This is a genomic window from Asanoa hainanensis, assembly GCF_900188485.1.
GTDB classification, from domain to species: Bacteria; Actinomycetota; Actinomycetes; order Mycobacteriales; family Micromonosporaceae; genus Asanoa; species Asanoa hainanensis.
In genome coordinates, this window is the sequence record NZ_FZPH01000011.1 from 59,092 (window position 1) to 76,280 (window position 17,189).

Annotated in this window: 18 protein-coding genes; 9 read left to right on the top strand and 9 right to left on the bottom strand. The window is 72.8% G+C overall.

From position 1 onward, the window contains the following. The first annotated feature begins 11 nt into the window (after nucleotides 1-11). From CHC05_RS24895 to CHC05_RS24905, 3 genes are all read left to right on the top strand, one after another. Nucleotides 12-713: a histidine phosphatase family protein gene (locus CHC05_RS24895; protein ID WP_089252952.1), complete on the top strand. Its 702-nt coding sequence runs from the start codon at nucleotides 12-14 to the stop codon at nucleotides 711-713. Between the two features lie 92 nt (nucleotides 714-805). Next, nucleotides 806-1,399, top strand: a complete 594-nt coding sequence (locus tag CHC05_RS24900) for a DUF3090 domain-containing protein (protein ID WP_089252954.1) — start codon at nucleotides 806-808, stop codon at nucleotides 1,397-1,399. A 13-nt stretch (nucleotides 1,400-1,412) separates the two neighbouring features. Continuing rightward, nucleotides 1,413-2,225, top strand: coding sequence for an SCO1664 family protein (locus CHC05_RS24905; protein WP_245871201.1), 813 nt, complete (start codon nucleotides 1,413-1,415; stop codon nucleotides 2,223-2,225). 4 nt (nucleotides 2,226-2,229) lie between these two features. On the opposite strand, the gene mshC is transcribed toward CHC05_RS24905, so the two are convergent. Continuing rightward, nucleotides 2,230-3,489, bottom strand: coding sequence for a cysteine--1-D-myo-inosityl 2-amino-2-deoxy-alpha-D-glucopyranoside ligase (mshC, locus tag CHC05_RS24910; RefSeq protein WP_089252958.1), 1,260 nt, complete (start codon nucleotides 3,487-3,489; stop codon nucleotides 2,230-2,232). 169 nt (nucleotides 3,490-3,658) lie between these two features. Between mshC and CHC05_RS24915 the strand changes: the two genes are divergently transcribed. Further along, on the top strand, nucleotides 3,659-3,850 hold the full coding sequence (locus CHC05_RS24915) for a DUF5703 family protein (protein ID WP_089252960.1): 192 nt from the start codon (nucleotides 3,659-3,661) through the stop codon (nucleotides 3,848-3,850). A 96-nt stretch (nucleotides 3,851-3,946) separates the two neighbouring features. On the opposite strand, the gene CHC05_RS24920 is transcribed toward CHC05_RS24915, so the two are convergent. The 5 genes from CHC05_RS24920 to CHC05_RS24940 form a co-directional block, all read right to left on the bottom strand. Beyond that, nucleotides 3,947-4,648, bottom strand: a complete 702-nt coding sequence (locus tag CHC05_RS24920) for a hypothetical protein (protein WP_245871202.1) — start codon at nucleotides 4,646-4,648, stop codon at nucleotides 3,947-3,949. A gap of 33 nt (nucleotides 4,649-4,681) precedes the next feature. Further along, nucleotides 4,682-5,998 (bottom strand): M20/M25/M40 family metallo-hydrolase, encoded by a 1,317-nt coding sequence (locus CHC05_RS24925; protein WP_089252962.1) that lies wholly within the window; start codon nucleotides 5,996-5,998, stop codon nucleotides 4,682-4,684. A gap of 64 nt (nucleotides 5,999-6,062) precedes the next feature. Then, nucleotides 6,063-7,310, bottom strand: a complete 1,248-nt coding sequence (locus CHC05_RS24930; protein WP_089252964.1) for an RNA polymerase sigma factor — start codon at nucleotides 7,308-7,310, stop codon at nucleotides 6,063-6,065. Between the two features lie 20 nt (nucleotides 7,311-7,330). Continuing rightward, nucleotides 7,331-7,696, bottom strand: a complete 366-nt coding sequence (locus CHC05_RS24935; RefSeq protein ID WP_089252966.1) for a YciI family protein — start codon at nucleotides 7,694-7,696, stop codon at nucleotides 7,331-7,333. Nucleotides 7,697-7,714: 18 nt separating this feature from the next. Next, a complete protein-coding gene (locus CHC05_RS24940; protein ID WP_089252968.1) occupies nucleotides 7,715-8,341 on the bottom strand; it encodes a DUF998 domain-containing protein in 627 nt (208 codons plus the stop codon). Between the two features lie 143 nt (nucleotides 8,342-8,484). Between CHC05_RS24940 and CHC05_RS24945 the strand changes: the two genes are divergently transcribed. From CHC05_RS24945 to CHC05_RS24960, 4 genes are all read left to right on the top strand, one after another. Then, the gene (locus CHC05_RS24945; RefSeq protein WP_089252970.1) at nucleotides 8,485-9,465 is read left to right on the top strand and encodes a LysR family transcriptional regulator; all 981 of its coding nucleotides are present in this window, start codon (nucleotides 8,485-8,487) and stop codon (nucleotides 9,463-9,465) included. 79 nt (nucleotides 9,466-9,544) lie between these two features. Continuing rightward, on the top strand, nucleotides 9,545-11,032 hold the full coding sequence (locus tag CHC05_RS24950; RefSeq protein WP_245871203.1) for a S1 family peptidase: 1,488 nt from the start codon (nucleotides 9,545-9,547) through the stop codon (nucleotides 11,030-11,032). A 64-nt stretch (nucleotides 11,033-11,096) separates the two neighbouring features. Next, a complete protein-coding gene (locus CHC05_RS24955) occupies nucleotides 11,097-11,315 on the top strand; it encodes a hypothetical protein (protein WP_089252972.1) in 219 nt (72 codons plus the stop codon). Between the two features lie 11 nt (nucleotides 11,316-11,326). After that, nucleotides 11,327-11,692, top strand: coding sequence for a PIN domain-containing protein (locus CHC05_RS24960; protein ID WP_245871220.1), 366 nt, complete (start codon nucleotides 11,327-11,329; stop codon nucleotides 11,690-11,692). Here the strand turns inward: CHC05_RS24960 and CHC05_RS24965 are convergent. Beyond that, nucleotides 11,681-13,090, bottom strand: a complete 1,410-nt coding sequence (locus tag CHC05_RS24965) for a CehA/McbA family metallohydrolase (protein ID WP_089252976.1) — start codon at nucleotides 13,088-13,090, stop codon at nucleotides 11,681-11,683. The two genes, CHC05_RS24960 and CHC05_RS24965, sit on opposite strands and share 12 nt — an antisense overlap. A gap of 71 nt (nucleotides 13,091-13,161) precedes the next feature. Next, nucleotides 13,162-14,586 (bottom strand): MFS transporter, encoded by a 1,425-nt coding sequence (locus tag CHC05_RS24970; protein ID WP_245871204.1) that lies wholly within the window; start codon nucleotides 14,584-14,586, stop codon nucleotides 13,162-13,164. 81 nt (nucleotides 14,587-14,667) lie between these two features. On the opposite strand from CHC05_RS24970, the gene CHC05_RS24975 reads away from it, so the two are divergent. Continuing rightward, entirely contained in the window at nucleotides 14,668-15,219 is a 552-nt protein-coding gene (locus CHC05_RS24975; protein WP_089252978.1) for a MarR family winged helix-turn-helix transcriptional regulator, read from the top strand. Here the strand turns inward: CHC05_RS24975 and CHC05_RS24980 are convergent. After that, complete coding sequence (locus CHC05_RS24980) at nucleotides 15,216-17,189, bottom strand: ABC1 kinase family protein (RefSeq protein WP_245871205.1); 1,974 nt, start codon at nucleotides 17,187-17,189, stop codon at nucleotides 15,216-15,218. The two genes, CHC05_RS24975 and CHC05_RS24980, sit on opposite strands and share 4 nt — an antisense overlap.

The following is a 17,189-nucleotide window of genomic DNA, read 5'->3' on the forward strand; positions in this document are numbered from 1 at the left end:
AGGTTGGCGGCGTGGCGACCCTCCTCCTCCTGCGGCACGGCCGCACGACGGCCAACGCGGACGGCGGCCTCGCCGGCCGGCAGCCGGTCGAGCTCGACGAGACCGGCAAGGCCCAGGCGGTGGCGGTGGGCGCACGGTTGCGGGCGCTGCCGCTGGCCGAGGTGGTCAGCAGCCCGCTGATCCGCTGCCGGCAGACCCTGGAGCTGGCCCTGCCGTCCGCCGAGCCGAGCATCGAGGACGGGCTGATCGAGTGCGGCTACGGCGAGTGGGAGGGCCAGCCGCTCAAGAAGCTGGCCAAGGATCCGCTGTGGCCGGTCGTCCAGGTGCACCCGTCGGCGGCGGTGTTCCCCGGCGGTGAGGCGATGGCCGCGATGTCGGCCCGCGCGGTCGGCGCGGTCCGCCACTGGGACCGGGCGGTCACCGCCGCCCACGGCCCCGAGGCGCTCTGGCTGGCCTGCACGCACGGCGACATCATCAAGGCGATCGTGGCCGACGCGCTCGGGCTGCACCTCGACCAGTTCCAGCGGATCGTGGCCGACCCGGCGTCGGTCACCGTGATCCGTTACACACCGACCCGCCCGTTCCTGATGCGCCTCAACGACACCGGTGGGGACCTGGCCGGGCTGGTGCCGCCGAAACGCCGCCGCCGGCCACGCAAAACCACCGCGACCTCGTCCGATGCGGTCGTTGGCGGCGGTGCCGGCGCGACCTGAAATTCGCTCTGGGCGAACGCCCCTGATCCGCTCCCCACATTCGAGGCAGTGCGCTACGCGTGCGTACGCGTGGGCGGATAGGGTCTTTAGTTATGACCCACCAGGTGCACGCGTTCGAGCCGCCCGAGCGGTTCGTGGCTGGAACCGTGGGGCCGCCCGGCGAGCGCAGCTTCTTCCTGCAGGCGCGCGGTGGCGGTCGCGTGGTCAGCGTCGCGCTGGAGAAGGTCCAGGTCTCGCTGCTGGCCGAGAAGCTCGAGGAGCTGCTCACCGAGGCGGCCCGGCGGTTCGGCGTCGACCTGGAGCTGCCGCCCGAGGAGCCGTCCGTGGCCGCCTCCGACAACGAGCCCCTGGAGAGCCCGGTCGACGAGGAGTTCCGCGTCGGCACGCTGGGCCTGGCCTTCGACGTCGACACCGCGACCGTGGTGATCGAGGCGATCGCCGCCGGCGAGGGCGAGCTCGAGGCGGTCGACGACGCCGAGGCCGAGACGGTCGACGACGAAGACGACGACGAGCCCGACGACGACCTCGACCGGCTCCGGGTGCGGTTGACGCCCGCCGCGACCCGCGAGTTCATCAGCCGCGCCAAGCGCGTGGTCGCCGCCGGCCGCCCACCCTGCCCGCTCTGCGGCCAACCGCTCGACCCCCGCGGACACCTCTGCCCGCGCCACAATGGCTATCACCGGTGACGGTGCCGCGCCGGTGTCAACTCCGTCCCGGCTGCCCGAGCACGACGCGCTGACGCTGCTGCGCTCGGGCGAGATCGAGCTCGAGGGCCGGCTGGTCGACGCCTCCAATACGACGCTGCGGGCGTTCGTGTCGCTCGACGGGGTCACAGCGCGCTGCGTCTACAAGCCGATCAGCGGTGAGCGGCCGCTGTGGGACTTCCCCGACGGCACGCTTGCCGGCCGGGAGGTCAGTGCTTATCTGGTCTCCGCGGCCACCGGCTGGGACCTGGTCCCGCCCACCCTGCTGCGTGAAGAGGGACCGCTCGGGCCCGGGATGTGCCAGCTCTGGATCGACGAGCCCGAGGCCGCCCAGCCGCTCGTCGGCTTCGTGCCCGCCACGCAACTGCCGACCGGGTGGAGGCGGATCGCGTCGGCGCAGGACGAGGACGGCAACCCGTACTCGCTGGCGCACGCCGACGACCCCCGGCTGGCCCGGCTCGCGGTCCTGGACATCGTGATCAACAACGCCGACCGCAAGGGCGGGCACGTGCTGGTCGGCCCCGACGACCGCGTCTACGGCGTCGACCACGGGGTGACCTTCAACGTCGAGCCCAAGCTGCGCACGGTGCTGTGGGGCTGGACGGGTGCGGTGCTACCCGACGACGCGGTCGACGTGCTGGGCCGGCTGACCGGCGACCTGCGCAACTCGCTCGGCGGAGCGCTCCGCGAGCACCTGACCGGCGCCGAGGTGGCCCGGGTCCGCGGCCGGGTGCGCCGCCTGCTGGAGAACGCGAGCTTCCCGGAGCCAGGCACCGACTGGCCGTCGGTGCCCTGGCCTCCGATGTAGTCGCTCAGATCGCGGTCTGCTCCAGGGTGATGCCCAGCAGGGCGTCCACCGTGTGTGCCATCAGCCGCGGGGCGTCCGGGTCGTCGCCCTCGCCCGCCAGCGTCGCTTCCGCCCAGGCGTCGACGACGGCCAGGGCGCCCGGGGTGTCGAGGTCGTCGGCGACGCGGGCGCGTACTCCCGCCAGCAGGTCGGCGCCCGACGGCCCGGCGGTGGCCGAGGCCGCCGCGCGCCAGCGGGCCAGGCGCTCCTGGGCGGTCTTGAGCAGGTCGTCGTTCCAGGTGCGGTCGCCGCGGTAGTGGTCGGCGATCAGCGCCAGCCGCAGCGCCATCGGGTCGACGTGGTCGGCCCGCAGGCGGGAGACGAAGACCAGGTTGCCGCGGGACTTGGACATCTTCTCGCCGTCGAGGCCGATCATGCCGGCGTGTACGTAGTGCGAGGCGAACGGCTGCTGCCCGGTGAGCTTCTCGGCGTGCGCGGCCGAGCACTCGTGGTGCGGGAAGAGCAGGTCGTTGCCGCCGCCCTGGACGTCGATCGTGTCGCCGAGCAGGCTGAGCGCGATGACCGCGCACTCGATGTGCCAGCCGGGTCGGCCGGGGCCGAGCGGGCCGCCGGGCCAGGCCGGCTCGCCGTCGCGGGCGCCGCGCCAGAGCAGGGGGTCGAGGGGGTCACGCTTGCCCGGGCGCTCGGGGTCGCCACCACGCTCGGCGGCCAGCACCAGCATCTCGTCGCGGGTCAGGTTCGACTCGTACCCGAAGTTCGGCGTCGTGGAGATGTCGAAGTAGACGTCGCCGGTGCCGTCCTCCAGGACGTAGGCGGCGCCGTCGGAGAGGAGCTGGACCACGCGGTCCGCGATGGCCGGGATCGACTCGACCGCACCGACGTAGTGGGCCGGCGGGATCATCCGGAGGGCTTCCATGTCCTCGCGGAACAGGGCGGTCTCGCGCATGGCCAGGACGACCCAGTCTTCGCCGTCGCGCTCGGCCCGTTCGAGGAGCGGATCGTCGATGTCCGTTACGTTCTGGACATAACGGACAGGAAAGCCCGCGTCGAGCCAGGCCCGCTGGACCAGGTCGAAGGTGATCATGGTGGCGGCGTGGCCGAGGTGGGTGGCGTCGTAGGGGGTGATCCCGCAGACGTACATCGTCGCCCCGGTCTCCCGGTCCGGGCTCGTCTCATGTGCGCTGCGCACCGCCGAGTCGAACAACACGAGAGGCTGGCCGGTGCCCGGCAGCCGCGGCACGTCGTGCCCGGTCCAAGACTGCATTCCGCCAGCCTAACCAGCGCGGTCGGAGACCCGACGGCGGCCAGGGCAGAAAATGATCAAGCGCGGTCCTGCGCCTGGAGTGACGGGTGAGCCGGACCCCGGGACGGGCTGTTAGCTGGTTGGGGGAAGGGCTGGTGCGGGCACCCGAAAAATGTGCAGGATAGGTGCCATGGACTACGAATACGCGCCCCTGCGGTTACCACCGAATGTCGACCGGTCGACCGCAGAGGCGCAGCTGGCGATCCAGGCGGAGTTCTCCGGCTGGGAGTTGGCCCGGGTGCGCTTGTTCCGGGACGGCACGCGACAGGTGATGCTGCGGCGCCGTCTGGTCAGCAAGACGCAGCCGGGCCTCAGTTACTGAATAGACCGGTCCCCCTGCCGGACGCGGGCCGTCCGGCGACGCAGGCCTGCCACGACCCCGCTCCCGGGGTCGCGGGAGCGGGGGTCACGGGCGCTGTCAGGCGGTGCGGGGGTTGTCGTCCTCGTCGTCGCCGTCTTCCTCGTCTTCCGGCAGCGCGCCGTCGAGGTCGCCCGGCAGGAACGGGTGCTCGTCGAGGCGGCCGACCAGGCGGTCGGTGCCGGCGGGCGTGAACGGGCCCGAGCCGTCGTGCTCGTCGTAGCTCTCGAGGTCGAGCGCCGTGTTGACCTCGCTGACCATCACCACCCCGTCGAGGGGCTCCAGCTCGGGGACGTCGAGCGCGCTCAGCGATCCGTCGCCGGCCTGGAGCAGCTCCAGCACCGCCTCGCCGACCGTCTCGACCGGGCCGCCGGCCTCTTCCGGGCCGGCCTCGGCGCGGGCCTCCTCGGCGCGGCGGACCAGGGCCACCACGCTGGGCACGCGGTAGTCGCGGCGCTGCCGGACCGAGATGACGTGCGGGTGGGCGTCCTTGGCCTCGTCGCCCTCGACGGTCACGCCACCGAGGGCGCCCTCCACCTCGTCGGGGTCGATGGACTCGACGTCCCAGGGCGTGACCTCGCCGAACGCCTCCAGGAGCAGCTCGTCGTAGTGGTACGACGCGTTGTTGAGCGTCACGTAGGCCTGCCACACGTCGTCGTCGTCGACCCGGCCGTCGGCGGCCTTCACCGCGGCGAGGTGCGTGCGGGCGGAGGCGATGACCTCCTCCAGCGCGGCGTCGAGGGAAGCGTGGTCGTCGGTCATGGTGTATCCATCCTCGGGAAGAAAGAAGAGCCGTCAGCTGGTGCGGAGGAAACGGTCGAGCACGCGCGCGCCGAAGCGCAGGCCCTCGACCGGCACCCGCTCGTCGATGCCGTGGAACAGGCCGGCGAAGTTGAGGTCCGGCGGGAGCCGCAGCGGCGCGAAGCCGAAGCACCGGATGCCGAGGCGCTGCCAGGCCTTGGCGTCGGTGCCGCCGGAGAGCATGTAGGGCACGGCCTTGGCGCCCGGGTCTTCCGCCAGCAGCGCGGCCGACATCGCGGCGACCAGCGGGCCGTCGAACGTGGTCTCGACCGCCGGCTGGCGCTGGATGTGCGCGATGTCGATGTCGGGGCCGAGCAGGTCGCGGATCTCCTTGAGGAACGCCTCGGACTGGCCGGGCAGGGTGCGGCAGTCGAGCGTGGCGTGCGCCTGGCTCGGCACCACGTTTTCCTTGTAGCCCGCGTCGAGCCGGGTCGGGTTGGCCGTGTTGCGCACGGTGGCGCCGACGAAGCCGGCGATCGGGCCGAGCTTGGAGATCGTCGCCTCGGGGTCGGCCGGGTCGAACTCGATGCCGAGCAGCTCGGACACCTCGGCCAGGAAGGCCGCGGCGGTGTCGGTCAGGACGATTGGGAACCGGTGCCGGCCGACCCGGGCGACCGCCTCGGCCAGCGCGGTGACGGCGTTGTCGTCGTGGATCATCGAGCCGTGCCCGGGGCGCCCGTGCGCGGTCGCCCGCAGCCACTGGATGCCCTTCTCGGCGGTCTGCACGAGGTAGAGCCGGAGGTCTTCGGAGACCGTGAAGGAGAAGCCGCCGACCTCGCCGACCGCCTCGGTGCAGCCCTCCAGCAGGTCGGCGTGGTTGTCGACCAGGAAGTGCGCGCCGTAGTCGCCGCCGGCCTCCTCGTCGGCCGTGAACGCGAGCACCAGGTCGCGGGGCGGGCGGACGCCCGTGCGCTGCCAGTCGCGGACCACCGCGAGCACCATGGCGTCGAAGTCCTTCATGTCGACGGCGCCGCGGCCCCACAGGTAGCCGTCGCGGATCTCACCACCGAACGGGTCGACCGACCACTCCTGCGGGTCGGCCGGCACCACGTCGAGGTGGCCGTGCACGAGCAGCGCGCCCCGGGACGGGTCGGTGCCGGGGATGCGCGCGACCAGGCTGGTGCGGCCGGGCGCCGACTCGCGGAGCTCGGCGTCGACACCGACCTCGGCCAGCTTCTCCGCGACGTATTCGGCGGCCACCCGCTCCCCCGCCGAGGTGGCGTTGTCGCCGGTGTTGGTGGTGTCGATCCGGATCAAATCACGGCACAGGTCGACGACCTCGTCGGCGCTGGAAGGGGTCGGGCTGGTCATGCGGTCTTTCTTACCAGCCCGGCGGCCGGCGCGGCCGACCGGGCACGCACGCCTGTGGATAACGTCAGTCACTCTCGGCGCGGGCCGCGAACAGCGACCGCTCGGCCTCGTTGCGGGTCAGCGCCGCCGCCCGGGCGAACTCCGCCCGCGCCTCGGCGGCCCGGCCCAGGCGGGCCAGCAGGTCGCCGCGGACCGCCGGCAACTGTGGATAGTCGCGCAGCGACTTCTCCGCCGCCACCGCGTCGACCAGGGCCAGGCCACGGGCCGGATCACCGGCCATCCCGTACGCGACCGCCTGGTTGACCCGCAGCACCGGCGAGGGCCGCAGGTGGAACAGCACCTCGTAGAGGGCCGCGACGCGCTCCCAGTCGGTGTCCTCATGGGAGCGGGCCCGGGCGTGGCAGGCGGCGATCTCCGCCTCGACCGTGTAGGCCCCGCCGCCGAGGTCGCCGGCCAGGGCCAGCGCGGCCAGCCCGCGCCGGATCAGCAGCCGGTCCCACCGGCGGCGGTCCTGGTCCGGCAGCAGCACGGGTCGCCCGTCCGGGTCGACCCGGGCCGGCAGCCGCGACGCCTGGAGCTCCATCAACGCGGTCAGCCCGTGCACCTCGGGCTCGCGTGGCAGCAGGCCCTGCAACAGCCGCCCCAGCCGCACCGCCTCGTCGGCGAGCTCCGGCCGGACCCAGACCGGGCCGCCCGTGGCCGCGTACCCCTCGTTGAAGATCAGATAGACCGTGGCCAGCACCGACGCGAGCCTCGGGGCCAGCTCGGCGGCGGGCGGCAGGGCGAACTCCACTCCCGCGAGGGCCTTCTTGGCCCGGGTCAGCCGGGCCGCCATGGTGGGCTCGGGCACCAGGAACCCACGGGCGATCTCGGCGGTCGTCAGCCCGCCCAGCAGCCGCAGGGTCAGGCCTACCCGGGACTCGGCGGGCAGCGCCGGATGGCAGACCGCGAAGATCAGGCGGAGCAGGTCGTCGCCGATCTTGCCCTCGTCGAGCACCGCGTCGTACCCGCCGTCGTCGGTCTCGGCGACCCCACCGGCGACGAGCCGCAGCTTCGCCGCGTAGTTCTGCCGGCGGCGGATCTGGTCGATCGCCCGGTGCCGGGAGGTGGCGAGCAACCACGGACCCGGATCATCGGGTACGCCGTCGCGCGGCCACTGCTCCAGCGCCACCACCAGGGTGTCCTGGGCGATCTCCTCCGCGAGCCCGATGTCGCCGGTCAGCCGGGCGAGCACCGCCACGATCCGGGCGGCCTCGATCCGCCACACCGCCTCGACGGTCCGGTGTACCAAAGCGGGATCGGCGGCCCCCATGGCCGCCGATCCTGCCACGCTCAGGGTTGGAAATCCTCCGGACCCATCACCTTGAGGACCTGCGACTCCCCCTCCCAGCCGGGCCAGAGGTCGCGGTGGGCGCGCATGAAGCGGGAGGTCCACTCGACGGCCTCGGCCTTGTCACGCACGTCGTACACGGCGTAGCTGATCACCTCCTTGGCCTCGGCGAACGGCCCGTCGGTGACGGTGAGCTCGCCGCCGGCCACCCCGACCCGGGAGGCGAAGGTGCTCGGCGAGAGGCCGGCCTGGTCGACGAGGGCGCCGGAGTTGGTGGCCTCCTCGCCCAGCTTCATGATCGCCTCCATGAGCTCCGGTGGCGGTGGGGTGTTCGGACGGGTCGCGGTGAGCAGGGCGATGTAGCGCATGACTTTTCCTCCTCAGACTTAGCTGACGGCGCGGTAGAGACGGACAGAGACGGCGGTCAGCCACGCGGAGACCAACAGCACGCCGGCCGTGAACGTGACCATTCCCCACGGCGCGCCGCCGCTGGCGTTCATGGCCAGGAAGCTCGCGACGAACAGCACCCCGACCGCCCGCGAGAGCAGCGGGAAGCCGGACCGGCCGGCGAGCAGGAAGCAGGCGATGGCCAGGCCGACGAAGCCGACACCGCCGGCCGCGAGGTGGACCAGGCCGTGCCAGCTGATCGTGCCGCCCGCCGAGCCCGGCGGGAAGCCGGCGCCCGGGTCGGCGCGGAACAGACCGGCCACGACCATCCCCACACCGTAGATACCCAGCGGGACGGCGCCACGACCGACGGCGCGCCGGACACCGACGGCCGCCGCGATGACCATGAGACCGGAAACGATCAGGTTCGTGGTCTGGATCCAACCCAGGTCGCCGTTCTGCAACATGCTCCAGGCGTGCCGCGTCGGGTCGAAACCCTCCCGGGTGTACGCCTGTGCCAGCGCGACGCCGACGTACAGCGGACCGGCGATCACGCCGTACCCGAGCAGGCTCTTCGTCACCCGCTCGGCGAGAGCGGGCGTCGCGCAGGCGGTCGTGGTGGTCATGTCGATCTCCTTCGTGGGCCCGTTCGGGCGCCGTCACCCGTAGCTCGAACGGGCTTCGCCGGATTCGACACATGGACTGGTTTTTTCTGAAAGGAAACATCAAGGTCTTCCGATGAATCGCCCCGGAGTCCTACCGTCACGCTATGAACCTGGAGCTGCGGCACCTGAGGGTGGTCACCGCGATCGCGGAGACCGGCAGCGTGACCAAGGCCGCCTCCATGCTCGGACTCGCCCAGCCGGCCCTGACCGCCCAGCTCCAGCGGATCGAGCGGGCCCTCGGCGGGCCGCTGTTCGAGCGCGACCGGCGCGGCGCCCGGCCGACCGCGCTCGGTGAGCTGGTGCTCGACCGGGCCCGGGTGCTGCTGCCGGCGATGAAGGGGCTCCAGGACGAGGCCGCGCGGCTGGCCGGCGGTGACGCGCTGAGCCGTTACCGGCTGGGCGGGGTCAACAGCCCGATCCTCGGGCGCCTCGTGCACCGGCTCACGGCCGACCAGCCGACCGCACAGATCAGCACGCACGCGAGCTGGTCGGTCGACGAGCTGGCCCGGATGGTCCTGTCGGGACGGCTGGACTACTCGCTGTGCGGCGTCTGCGGCGACGCCGTCCCCAGCGCCGAGCTCGGGCTCGCCTGGTGGGTGGTGGCGGTCGACCCCGTCTGGCTGCTGCTGCCGGAGCACCACGCGCTGGCCGGCCGCACCGAGATCGACCTGGCAGACCTCAGCGAGGAGCGCTGGGTGGCCGCGCCCGGCGACGGCTGCTTCGCCGACTGCTTCGCGGCCGCGTGCGCGCGGTCCGGCTTCACGCCCCGCAAGGTCTACGAGACCGACCTCAAGGGCAGCATCGACCTGGTCGAGGCCGGCGAGGCGATCGCGCTCTGCCAGGCCACCTTCCGGCCCGTGCCCGGCCTGATCACGCGGCCGATCAAGGGCGCGCCGCTGCGCTGGCGCCTGCTGCTCGGCTGGCACGCCGAGGCGCAGGCGGCCGGGTTCGCCGACCTGATGGTCAAGTACGCGGCCGGTGCGTACGCCGACATCCTCGAGCGCAACCCGGACTACACGGCGTGGCTGCGCCGGCATCCGGGCTTCGGCGCCCAGCCCAACACGGAGTTCGAGCCGGCGGTATGAGCCAGGTGGTATATACCACCTTCGATTTTCCCTGGCTACGTTGACGGTGCTTTTCCTTTCACCCCCGAAGGAGTGCATCGTGAACAGATTCCTTGCCGGCCTGGCAGCGGTGACCCTGCTGCCCGTCGGCATCACCGTCGCCGTGGCCGCGCCGGCCATGGCCGCACCCGCTGTGCCGGGACCCGCTTCTGCCTCCGGCGAGGCCGCTTCGCCGGAGATGCTCGCCGCGATGCAGCGCGACCTCGGTCTGACCGCCGCCCAGGCCAAGGTCCGGATCGCCAAGGACGACGCGGCCAGCCGCACCGAGCTGCGCCTGCGCAAGACGCTGGGCAGTTCTTTCGGTGGCGCGTACCTCACCAGTTCCGGCTCGTTCGTGGTCAACGTGACGTCCTCTTCTCGGATCGCTGAGGTGACCGCGGCCGGGGCGACCGCCAAGGTGGTCAGTCGGAGCTCGGCGACCCTGGACGCGGTCAAGGCCCGGCTGGACGCCGCTGCGGCTTCGGCGCCCGCGTCGCGCGTACCCGGCTGGTATGTCGATGTCACGACCAACCGGGTCGTCGTGCTGGCCAAGGGTGGGACCGCGGCGGCTGCCCGGTTCGTCGCCGCCAGTGGCGCCGACGCGGCCGCGGTGTCGGTCGTCGCCACCTCCGAGACACCCCGCCTGCTGTACGACGTACGCGGCGGCGACGCCTACTACATGGGCGGCGGACGCTGTTCCGTCGGCCTGTCCGTCAACGGCGGATTCGTCACCGCCGGACACTGCGGCACCCGGGGTCAGGCCACGACGGGCTACAACCAGGTCTCCCAGGGGTCGTTCCAGGGCTCCTCGTTCCCGGGCAACGACTACGCGTGGGTGTCGGTCAACAGCAACTGGACCCCGCAGCCGTGGGTCAACAACTACAGCGGCGGCAACGTGACCGTGGCGGGCTCCACCGAGGCGGCCGTCGGCGCGTCCATCTGCCGCTCCGGCTCCACCACTGGCTGGCACTGCGGCACGATCTCCGCGAAGAACCAGACCGTCAACTACTCGCAGGGCTCGGTCAGCGGCCTGACGCGGACCAACGTCTGCGCCGAGCCGGGCGACTCCGGCGGCGGCTGGATGAGCGGCCAGCAGGGCCAGGGCGTCACCTCCGGCGGGTCGGGCAACTGCTCCAGCGGCGGCACGACCTACTACCAGCCGGTCAACGAGATCCTCTCGGCGTACGGCCTGACGCTGCGCACCTCCGGCGGCGGCGGCGACCCGAACCCGCCGACCGGTTGCTCGGGTTACGAGTTCACCGCGAGCGGCTCGCTGTCCTCCGGCGGCAGCGTCTACCAGCCGAACGGCAGCTACTACTACTCGTCGCTGTCCGGCACGCACCGCGCCTGCCTGGACGGCCCGAACGGCACGGACTTCGACCTGTACCTGCAGAAGTACAGCGGCTCGACGTGGGTGAACGTGGCAACCGGGACGTCGGCCAACCCTGACGAGACGGTGTCCTACAACGGGACCGCCGGTTACTACCGCTACCGGGTGCACGCGTACAGCGGCTCGGGTAGCTACTCGCTCGGTTATTCGAACCCGTAATTTCGCTGGCCTTCCTGCCCCGCCCACCGCTTTCTTGACGGCTGGGCGGGGTAGGTTGCGGTTCATGACCGACGATCGTGAGAACGCGCGCCGCGCCGCCGCCGCGCACACCGAGGCGTCCCGCGAGCTCGAGGCGTTCCTGCGCCGGGCGCCGGAGGTGCCGGACGCGGCGGACATCGCCGAGTTCACGACGCTGCTGGCCCGCGAGGAAGAGGTCCGCGCGGAGCGCCAGGACGCACTGGACGCGTTCGGGCTGAGCGCACCGAGCATCGACGAGCCCTAGTTTTGGTTGCCCTGGTGGTGGTCGACGTCGCCAACGTGATCGGCTCCCGGCCGGACGGCTGGTGGCGCGACCGGGCCGCGGCGGCCACGCGGTTGCGGGACGAGCTCGCGGCCTCGGTCGCCGCCGGCCACCCGATCGGTGACCTGTCGCCGGTCGAGCTGGTGCTGGTGGTCGAGGGCAAGGCGGGCGGGGTCGGCTCGGTGCCGGGCGTCGAGGTGATCTCCGCGCCGGGGTCGGGCGACGACGCCATTGTGGACGTGGTGCGCTCGCGCGGGCCGGACCGGCCGGTCGTCGTCGTCACGGCCGACCGCGAGCTACGTGGCCGGGTGGCCGCGCTGGGCGCTGTCGCGCACGGGCCCCGCTGGCTACGCCGTTAGCCGTTCTTGTCTGACCCGGCCGCCGAGGAAGATCGGGTTGGTCAGCGCGACCATCGTGTCCGCGCGCCGCACCTCGGCGCGCACGTAACGGGAGGCGCGGGGTGTCGTCGTCCAGGACACGACGCCCGTCGCGGGCACCGGAGCGACCAGTCGCCGCCCCTGGTCGGTGACGATGTTGACGACGGCGTCGGGCGCTCCGCGCGCGGCGAGCGTGACGGTGATCGCGGTGTCGTCCGCGACGTCGAGCCGGTCGCCGATTCCTGCCGCGCGCCCGTGAGCGGCGCTGGCCGTGAAATCGAGGTCGATCGCCGACGACTCCGCGATCCACAGGCGGCCCGCGCGCACGCCGGCCAGGATCGAGTCGCGGTCCAGGCCGTCGGCGAGCACGACGTTCTGCGGCAGGCCCACGACCTGGTCCTTGCCGTGTGCGTCGCTGTTGCCTACCGCGGGCAGCCAGCGTTCGCCGGCGACCAGCAGGTTGTCCCAGTTGCCGAGCGTCGCCTCGTCGTCGGGGGTCCACGGGCCGTTCCAGACCTCGATGGCGTCGAGGCCCTCGTACCCGAACTTCCAGCCGCAGCCCTTGCACGACGCCAGCGGGTGGTTGGCCACCGCGAGGGCGCCGGCGTCGTGGGCCGCGCGCAGGGCGTCGCCGATCGCGCCGTCGGTCGCGCGGTAGCGCCAGTCGATCCAGGTGCCCGCCGGCAGGCCGAGCACCCCGAGGTGACCGTTGCGGGTCGTGACCTCCGTACCGTTGATGACCAGCAGGTCCGGGCCCGCGTGGGTGCCCCAGATCGCGTGCGCGCTGGGGGTGTTGTGCTCTGTCGAGACGATGTAGTCGAGTCCGGCGGCTCGCGCGTCGGCGGCCAGCTCGGCGGGCTGGCGCCGGCCGTCGGAGTGGACGGTGTGCAGGTGCATGTCGCCGCGGTACCACGCTCGGCCGCGACCGCTCGCCTCGTGTGGTGCCGGGGTCGGCGCGAAGGCCGGGCCGGAAGGGCCGAGCTCCAGGGTCACGGTGAGCGTCCACCGCAGACCGTCTGGGACCACGCCGTACGGGCCGAGGAGCACGTGCCACCGTCCGGCGTGGATCGGGCCGGGCAGGTAGCCGGGTGTGGCGTCCGAGGCGCTGATCGTGAAGCCGTCCCGGGCCCCGCCGGACCAGCCCCGGAAGCCGGCGCCCGCGTGGCCGCGCTCGTCGAACACGCCGAGGTCCAACGCGTTGCCGTCGTGGCCGGGCGGTGGGGTCGGGCGGTCGTAGCGGTAGGTCACGGTGATCCGGTTGACGCCGGCGGGGACCTCCACGGGGAGGTAGACCCAGTCGGGCGCGCCGTACGGAATCGTGCCGGTGACCGTCCGCGTCAGACCGTCGTCCGGACCGAAACGCACCGGCTCCAGCTCCACGCGACTTCCTCCTTCGGGCGCCGGGCGGGCGCCGGCGGCCTAGTCAAGATCACGTGGTGGTTGCCAGTTTGTCAAGACAAAGCTGGCTGGCGGGTCGACGTCGCCACGCACAGGGCCGCCGCGACCAGCAGCACCACGGCGTTGACGATCAGTGCGGTGTGCAGCGCGGAGACCATGCTCGCGCCGCCGGCCATGCGGCTGCTGAGCACGACGCCGAGGACGGCGGGGCCGAGCGCGCCGCCGTACTGCCGGACCGCGGTGTTCGCGGCGGCAGCCATGCCGGCGAGGTGGTGCGGCACCGCGTGGATGGCGGCCACCGCGACCGCGCTGAGCATGAACGCGTCCGCGACGCCGAGGACCGTCAGGCGCCATGCCGCGTCGGCGAACGAGGTGTTCGTGCCGAGGCCGGTCAGCAGCAGCATCGCGACGGCCCCCAGCCCGAGCCCGATCGCCAACAGGGTGATCGGCTGCCGGTGGGCCAGCAGGCGGCCGACGAAGGGATTGGCAACGGCGGTGACGCCGTTGACGAAGAGGAGCCGGACGCCGATCTCCAAGGGCGACAGGTGCTGGCCGGCGCCGAAGAACAGGCTGAGCAGGAAGAGCCCGCCGACGATCGCGAACAGGGCCGCCAACGCCGAGAAGCTCGCGGCGCGGAACGCCGGCAGGCGGAACAGCGACAACTGCAGGATCGGCGACGCCGATCGGGCCTCGACGCGCAGGAACACGGCCAGCGCGGCCACGCCGACGACCAACCCCGCGATCGTGGAGGGTGCGCCCCAGCCGGCCTGGCCGCCTTCGATCACGCCGAAGATGCTCGCCGCGATCGCGACGGTCGCGGTGATCTGGCCGGGCCAGTCGAGGCGGCGGCCCTGCGGTGACTTCGACTCGGGCAGGCGCAGCGCGGCGAGCAGGCCGGCCACCACCGCCAGCGCGATGATCGGCAGGAAGATCCAGCCCCAGCCGGCGTACCGGAGGATGGTCCCGGAGATCAGCGGACCGGCCGCCAGGCCGAGGACGAGCCCGGTCGCCCACAGGGCGATGTACCGTGCCCGCGCCCGCAGGTCGGGGACCGCGTGGGCGATCAGGGCGAGCGTGGTCGGCAGCAGCAGCCCGGCGCCGGCGCCGGTGACCGCCTGGCCGACCCACAGCAGGTGCAACCCGCCGGCCACCGTGCCCGCGACCATGGCGATCGCGGCGCCGAGCACGGTGATCGCCATGCCGGCCAGGAAGACCCGGCGGCGCCCATGCAGATCACCGAAGACGCCGGCGGACAGGATCGTCGCCGCCATCGGGATGATGTAGCTGTCGGTGACCCACTGCAGGTCCGCGGTCGAGCTTCCGGTCGAGGTGCCGATCGTGGTCAGGGACACGCTGACCGCGGTGATCGGCACGTACGTCACGAAGACGCCGAGCACCGCGAGTGCGATGGTGAGCCGGACGCCCCGGTCGCCGTCGGTCCCGGCCGGCCCGGCCGTCGTCCGCGTCAGTGTCGCCACCAGAGATCCCTTCGCGTTAACTATCTCAACGTGAAGATATCACCGCACTAAGATTCTTCACGCTGTTGTAATGTTGCTCTCATGCCCAGCTCAGAGACCGCCCGCGACCGGGTCGACGGGTTGCTCGCCGTGATCGCCGAGCGCGACCCCGACCGCGACCTGAACGCCAAGGCGGTCACCTGGCGGCTCCGGCGGGCCAGCCACCGCATCGACACCGAGATCCGCCGGCAGCTGGCGGCCAAGGGCATGGAGCTTTGGGAGCTGGAGATCCTCTGCGCGCTCCGCAACGGCGGCGGCACGCTGACCATGGGCGCGCTGCTCGACGCCGCCCAGATCACCTCGGGCGCGATCACCAACCGGGTGGCCCGCCTCGAACGCGACGGCTACGTGCGGCGGGAGATGGCCGCCGACGACCGCCGCCAGGTGCTGGTGACCATCACCCCGGCGGGCCTGGAGCGCAACTGGGCGGTCATCGCCGCCAACAACGCCGCCGAGCAGGAGATCTTCGGGGACATCGACCCCGACCTCCAGCGGGGACTGGCCCAGGACCTCCGCCGCCTGCTGCTCGCCGTCGAAGGCCCGGACCCAACCAGCAAGACCGGACCCGGCCCGATCCGGGAGACGCCTCTCTAGTCGCGGCGGAAGATGACGACCAGGACGCGCAGGATCAGGACCACGCCGACGATGAGGACGAAGTAGCCCAGCAGCGGGAACAGCTCCACCGTGCCGCTCAGGCGGGGGCCGTCGCCGGTGCGCAGCAGCAGGACCGCGACCAGAGCCGCGGCCGAGCCGATGACCGTCAGCAACGCTCGGTGCAGCAGGTCGGTGACCAGGCGGCGGTCCTGGTCGTCGGCGAAGAGGCGCACGTTGACCCGCAGCCGTCCGTGTTCCAGGGCGTCGCCCAGCCGGTCGATTCGCCGGGGCAGCCGCCGCAGCACCGGCAGGAGCGCCGCGAGCTCGTCCTCCAGTGAGCCGCGCAGACGGTCCGGGCCCAGTGCCTCCGCGAACCGCCGGGTGCCGGCCGCGCGGGCGTGCGTGATCAGGTCGAAGCCGGGCCGCACCAGGCCGAGGGCGCCTTCGAGAGTGGCGAACGCGCGGAACACCGCGGCGACCGCGGGCGGCACACCCAGCCCGTACGCGGCGAGGGTCCGCAACAACGCCGCCACGGCCGCCGCGCCCGCGGTGGTGCCGGGCGCCGCGTACCGGACGATCAACGCGCCGATCGCCCGCTGGAGCTCGCGCTCGTCGACCTCGGCGGGCCGGTCCACGACCTGCAGCAGCGCGTCGCTGACCGCGACCGAGTCCCGCCGGCCGAGCGCGGCCAGCAACTGCCCGATCGCGTCCCGGGTCGCCGCGTCGAGCCGGCCCACGGAGCCCAGGTCCAAGAGCCCGAGGCGGCCGTCGGCGGTCACCAGCACGTTGCCGGGGTGCAGGTCCACGTGGAAGATCCCGTGTACGAGCACCTGGTCCAGCATCGTGTCGACCAGACCGCCGGCGAGCTCGGCGCGCCGGTCCTCGCCGAGGCCGTCGAGCACCGCCGTGGCCGCACCCAGCGGTGTTCCGTCCAGCCGCGCCATCACCAGGACCCGCTCGGAGCTGAGTGAGGCGTACGCCGTCGGCACGAGCACGCCCCGGTCCGGCGAGTCGGCCAGGGCCGCCGCCATCGACTGGAGGTTGTCCCGTTCGATGGTGAAGTCGAGCTCCTCGTGCAGCGCCGCCGCGAACCCCGTCGCCAGTGCCCGCAGGCCCAGCGGGCGTCCCCAGGAGGTCCGCTCCTCCAGCGTGCCGGCGAGCCGCAGCAGGATGTCGACGTCCCGCTCGACGATCGCGGCGACGCCGGGCCGCCGGACCTTGACCACCACGTCGGTGCCGTCGGCCAACCGTGCCGCGTGCACCTGCGCCACGGAGGCGGCGGCCAGCGGCTCGTGGTCGAAGGCGGCGAACACCTCCTCGACGGGACGGCCGAAGTCGGCCGCCAGGACCGCGGACACCTCGGCCCAGGCCACCGGGGCCGCCCGGTCCTGCAACGCGGTCAGCTCGTCGACGATCTCGGCCGGGAGCAGATCGCGCCGGGTCGCGAGCAGTTGGCCGAGCTTGACGAAGGTGATGCCGCCCTCGTCCAGGGCGGCCCGCAACGAACGGCCGAGCTGACGGCGGGCCGCGGCCGACGACGGTCCGGGAGCGGGGCGGCCGCGCAGGAAACGGCCGAGCCCGTGGCGGAGCGCGATGCGCACGATGGTCGCGTACCGCCGGGTGCGTCCGACCCGCCGGCGGGTGCCGCGCCAGAGCTCCACCGGGCCGGGCATGGACCCGGTCGGCAGCAGCACCTCCAGGATGACCAGGGCCGCCATGGCGAGCAGGGCCGAGATGACGACGGCGACCAGTCCGATGAGGACGAGCTCACCGGCGTTCAGGCTGGTGGGATCGGGCGGCGCGAGTGCCTGGAGCACCGGGGCGGCGACGAAGACCGCGAGCAGCGCGGCCAACAGCGTGCGCACGGGCCCGACCCGGACGCCGAGCAACCGCCGGATGACCGCCGCGAACAGCAGCACGGACACGACCATCGTGGCGAGGAACGCCAACACAGTGACCGCCGTCTCCAC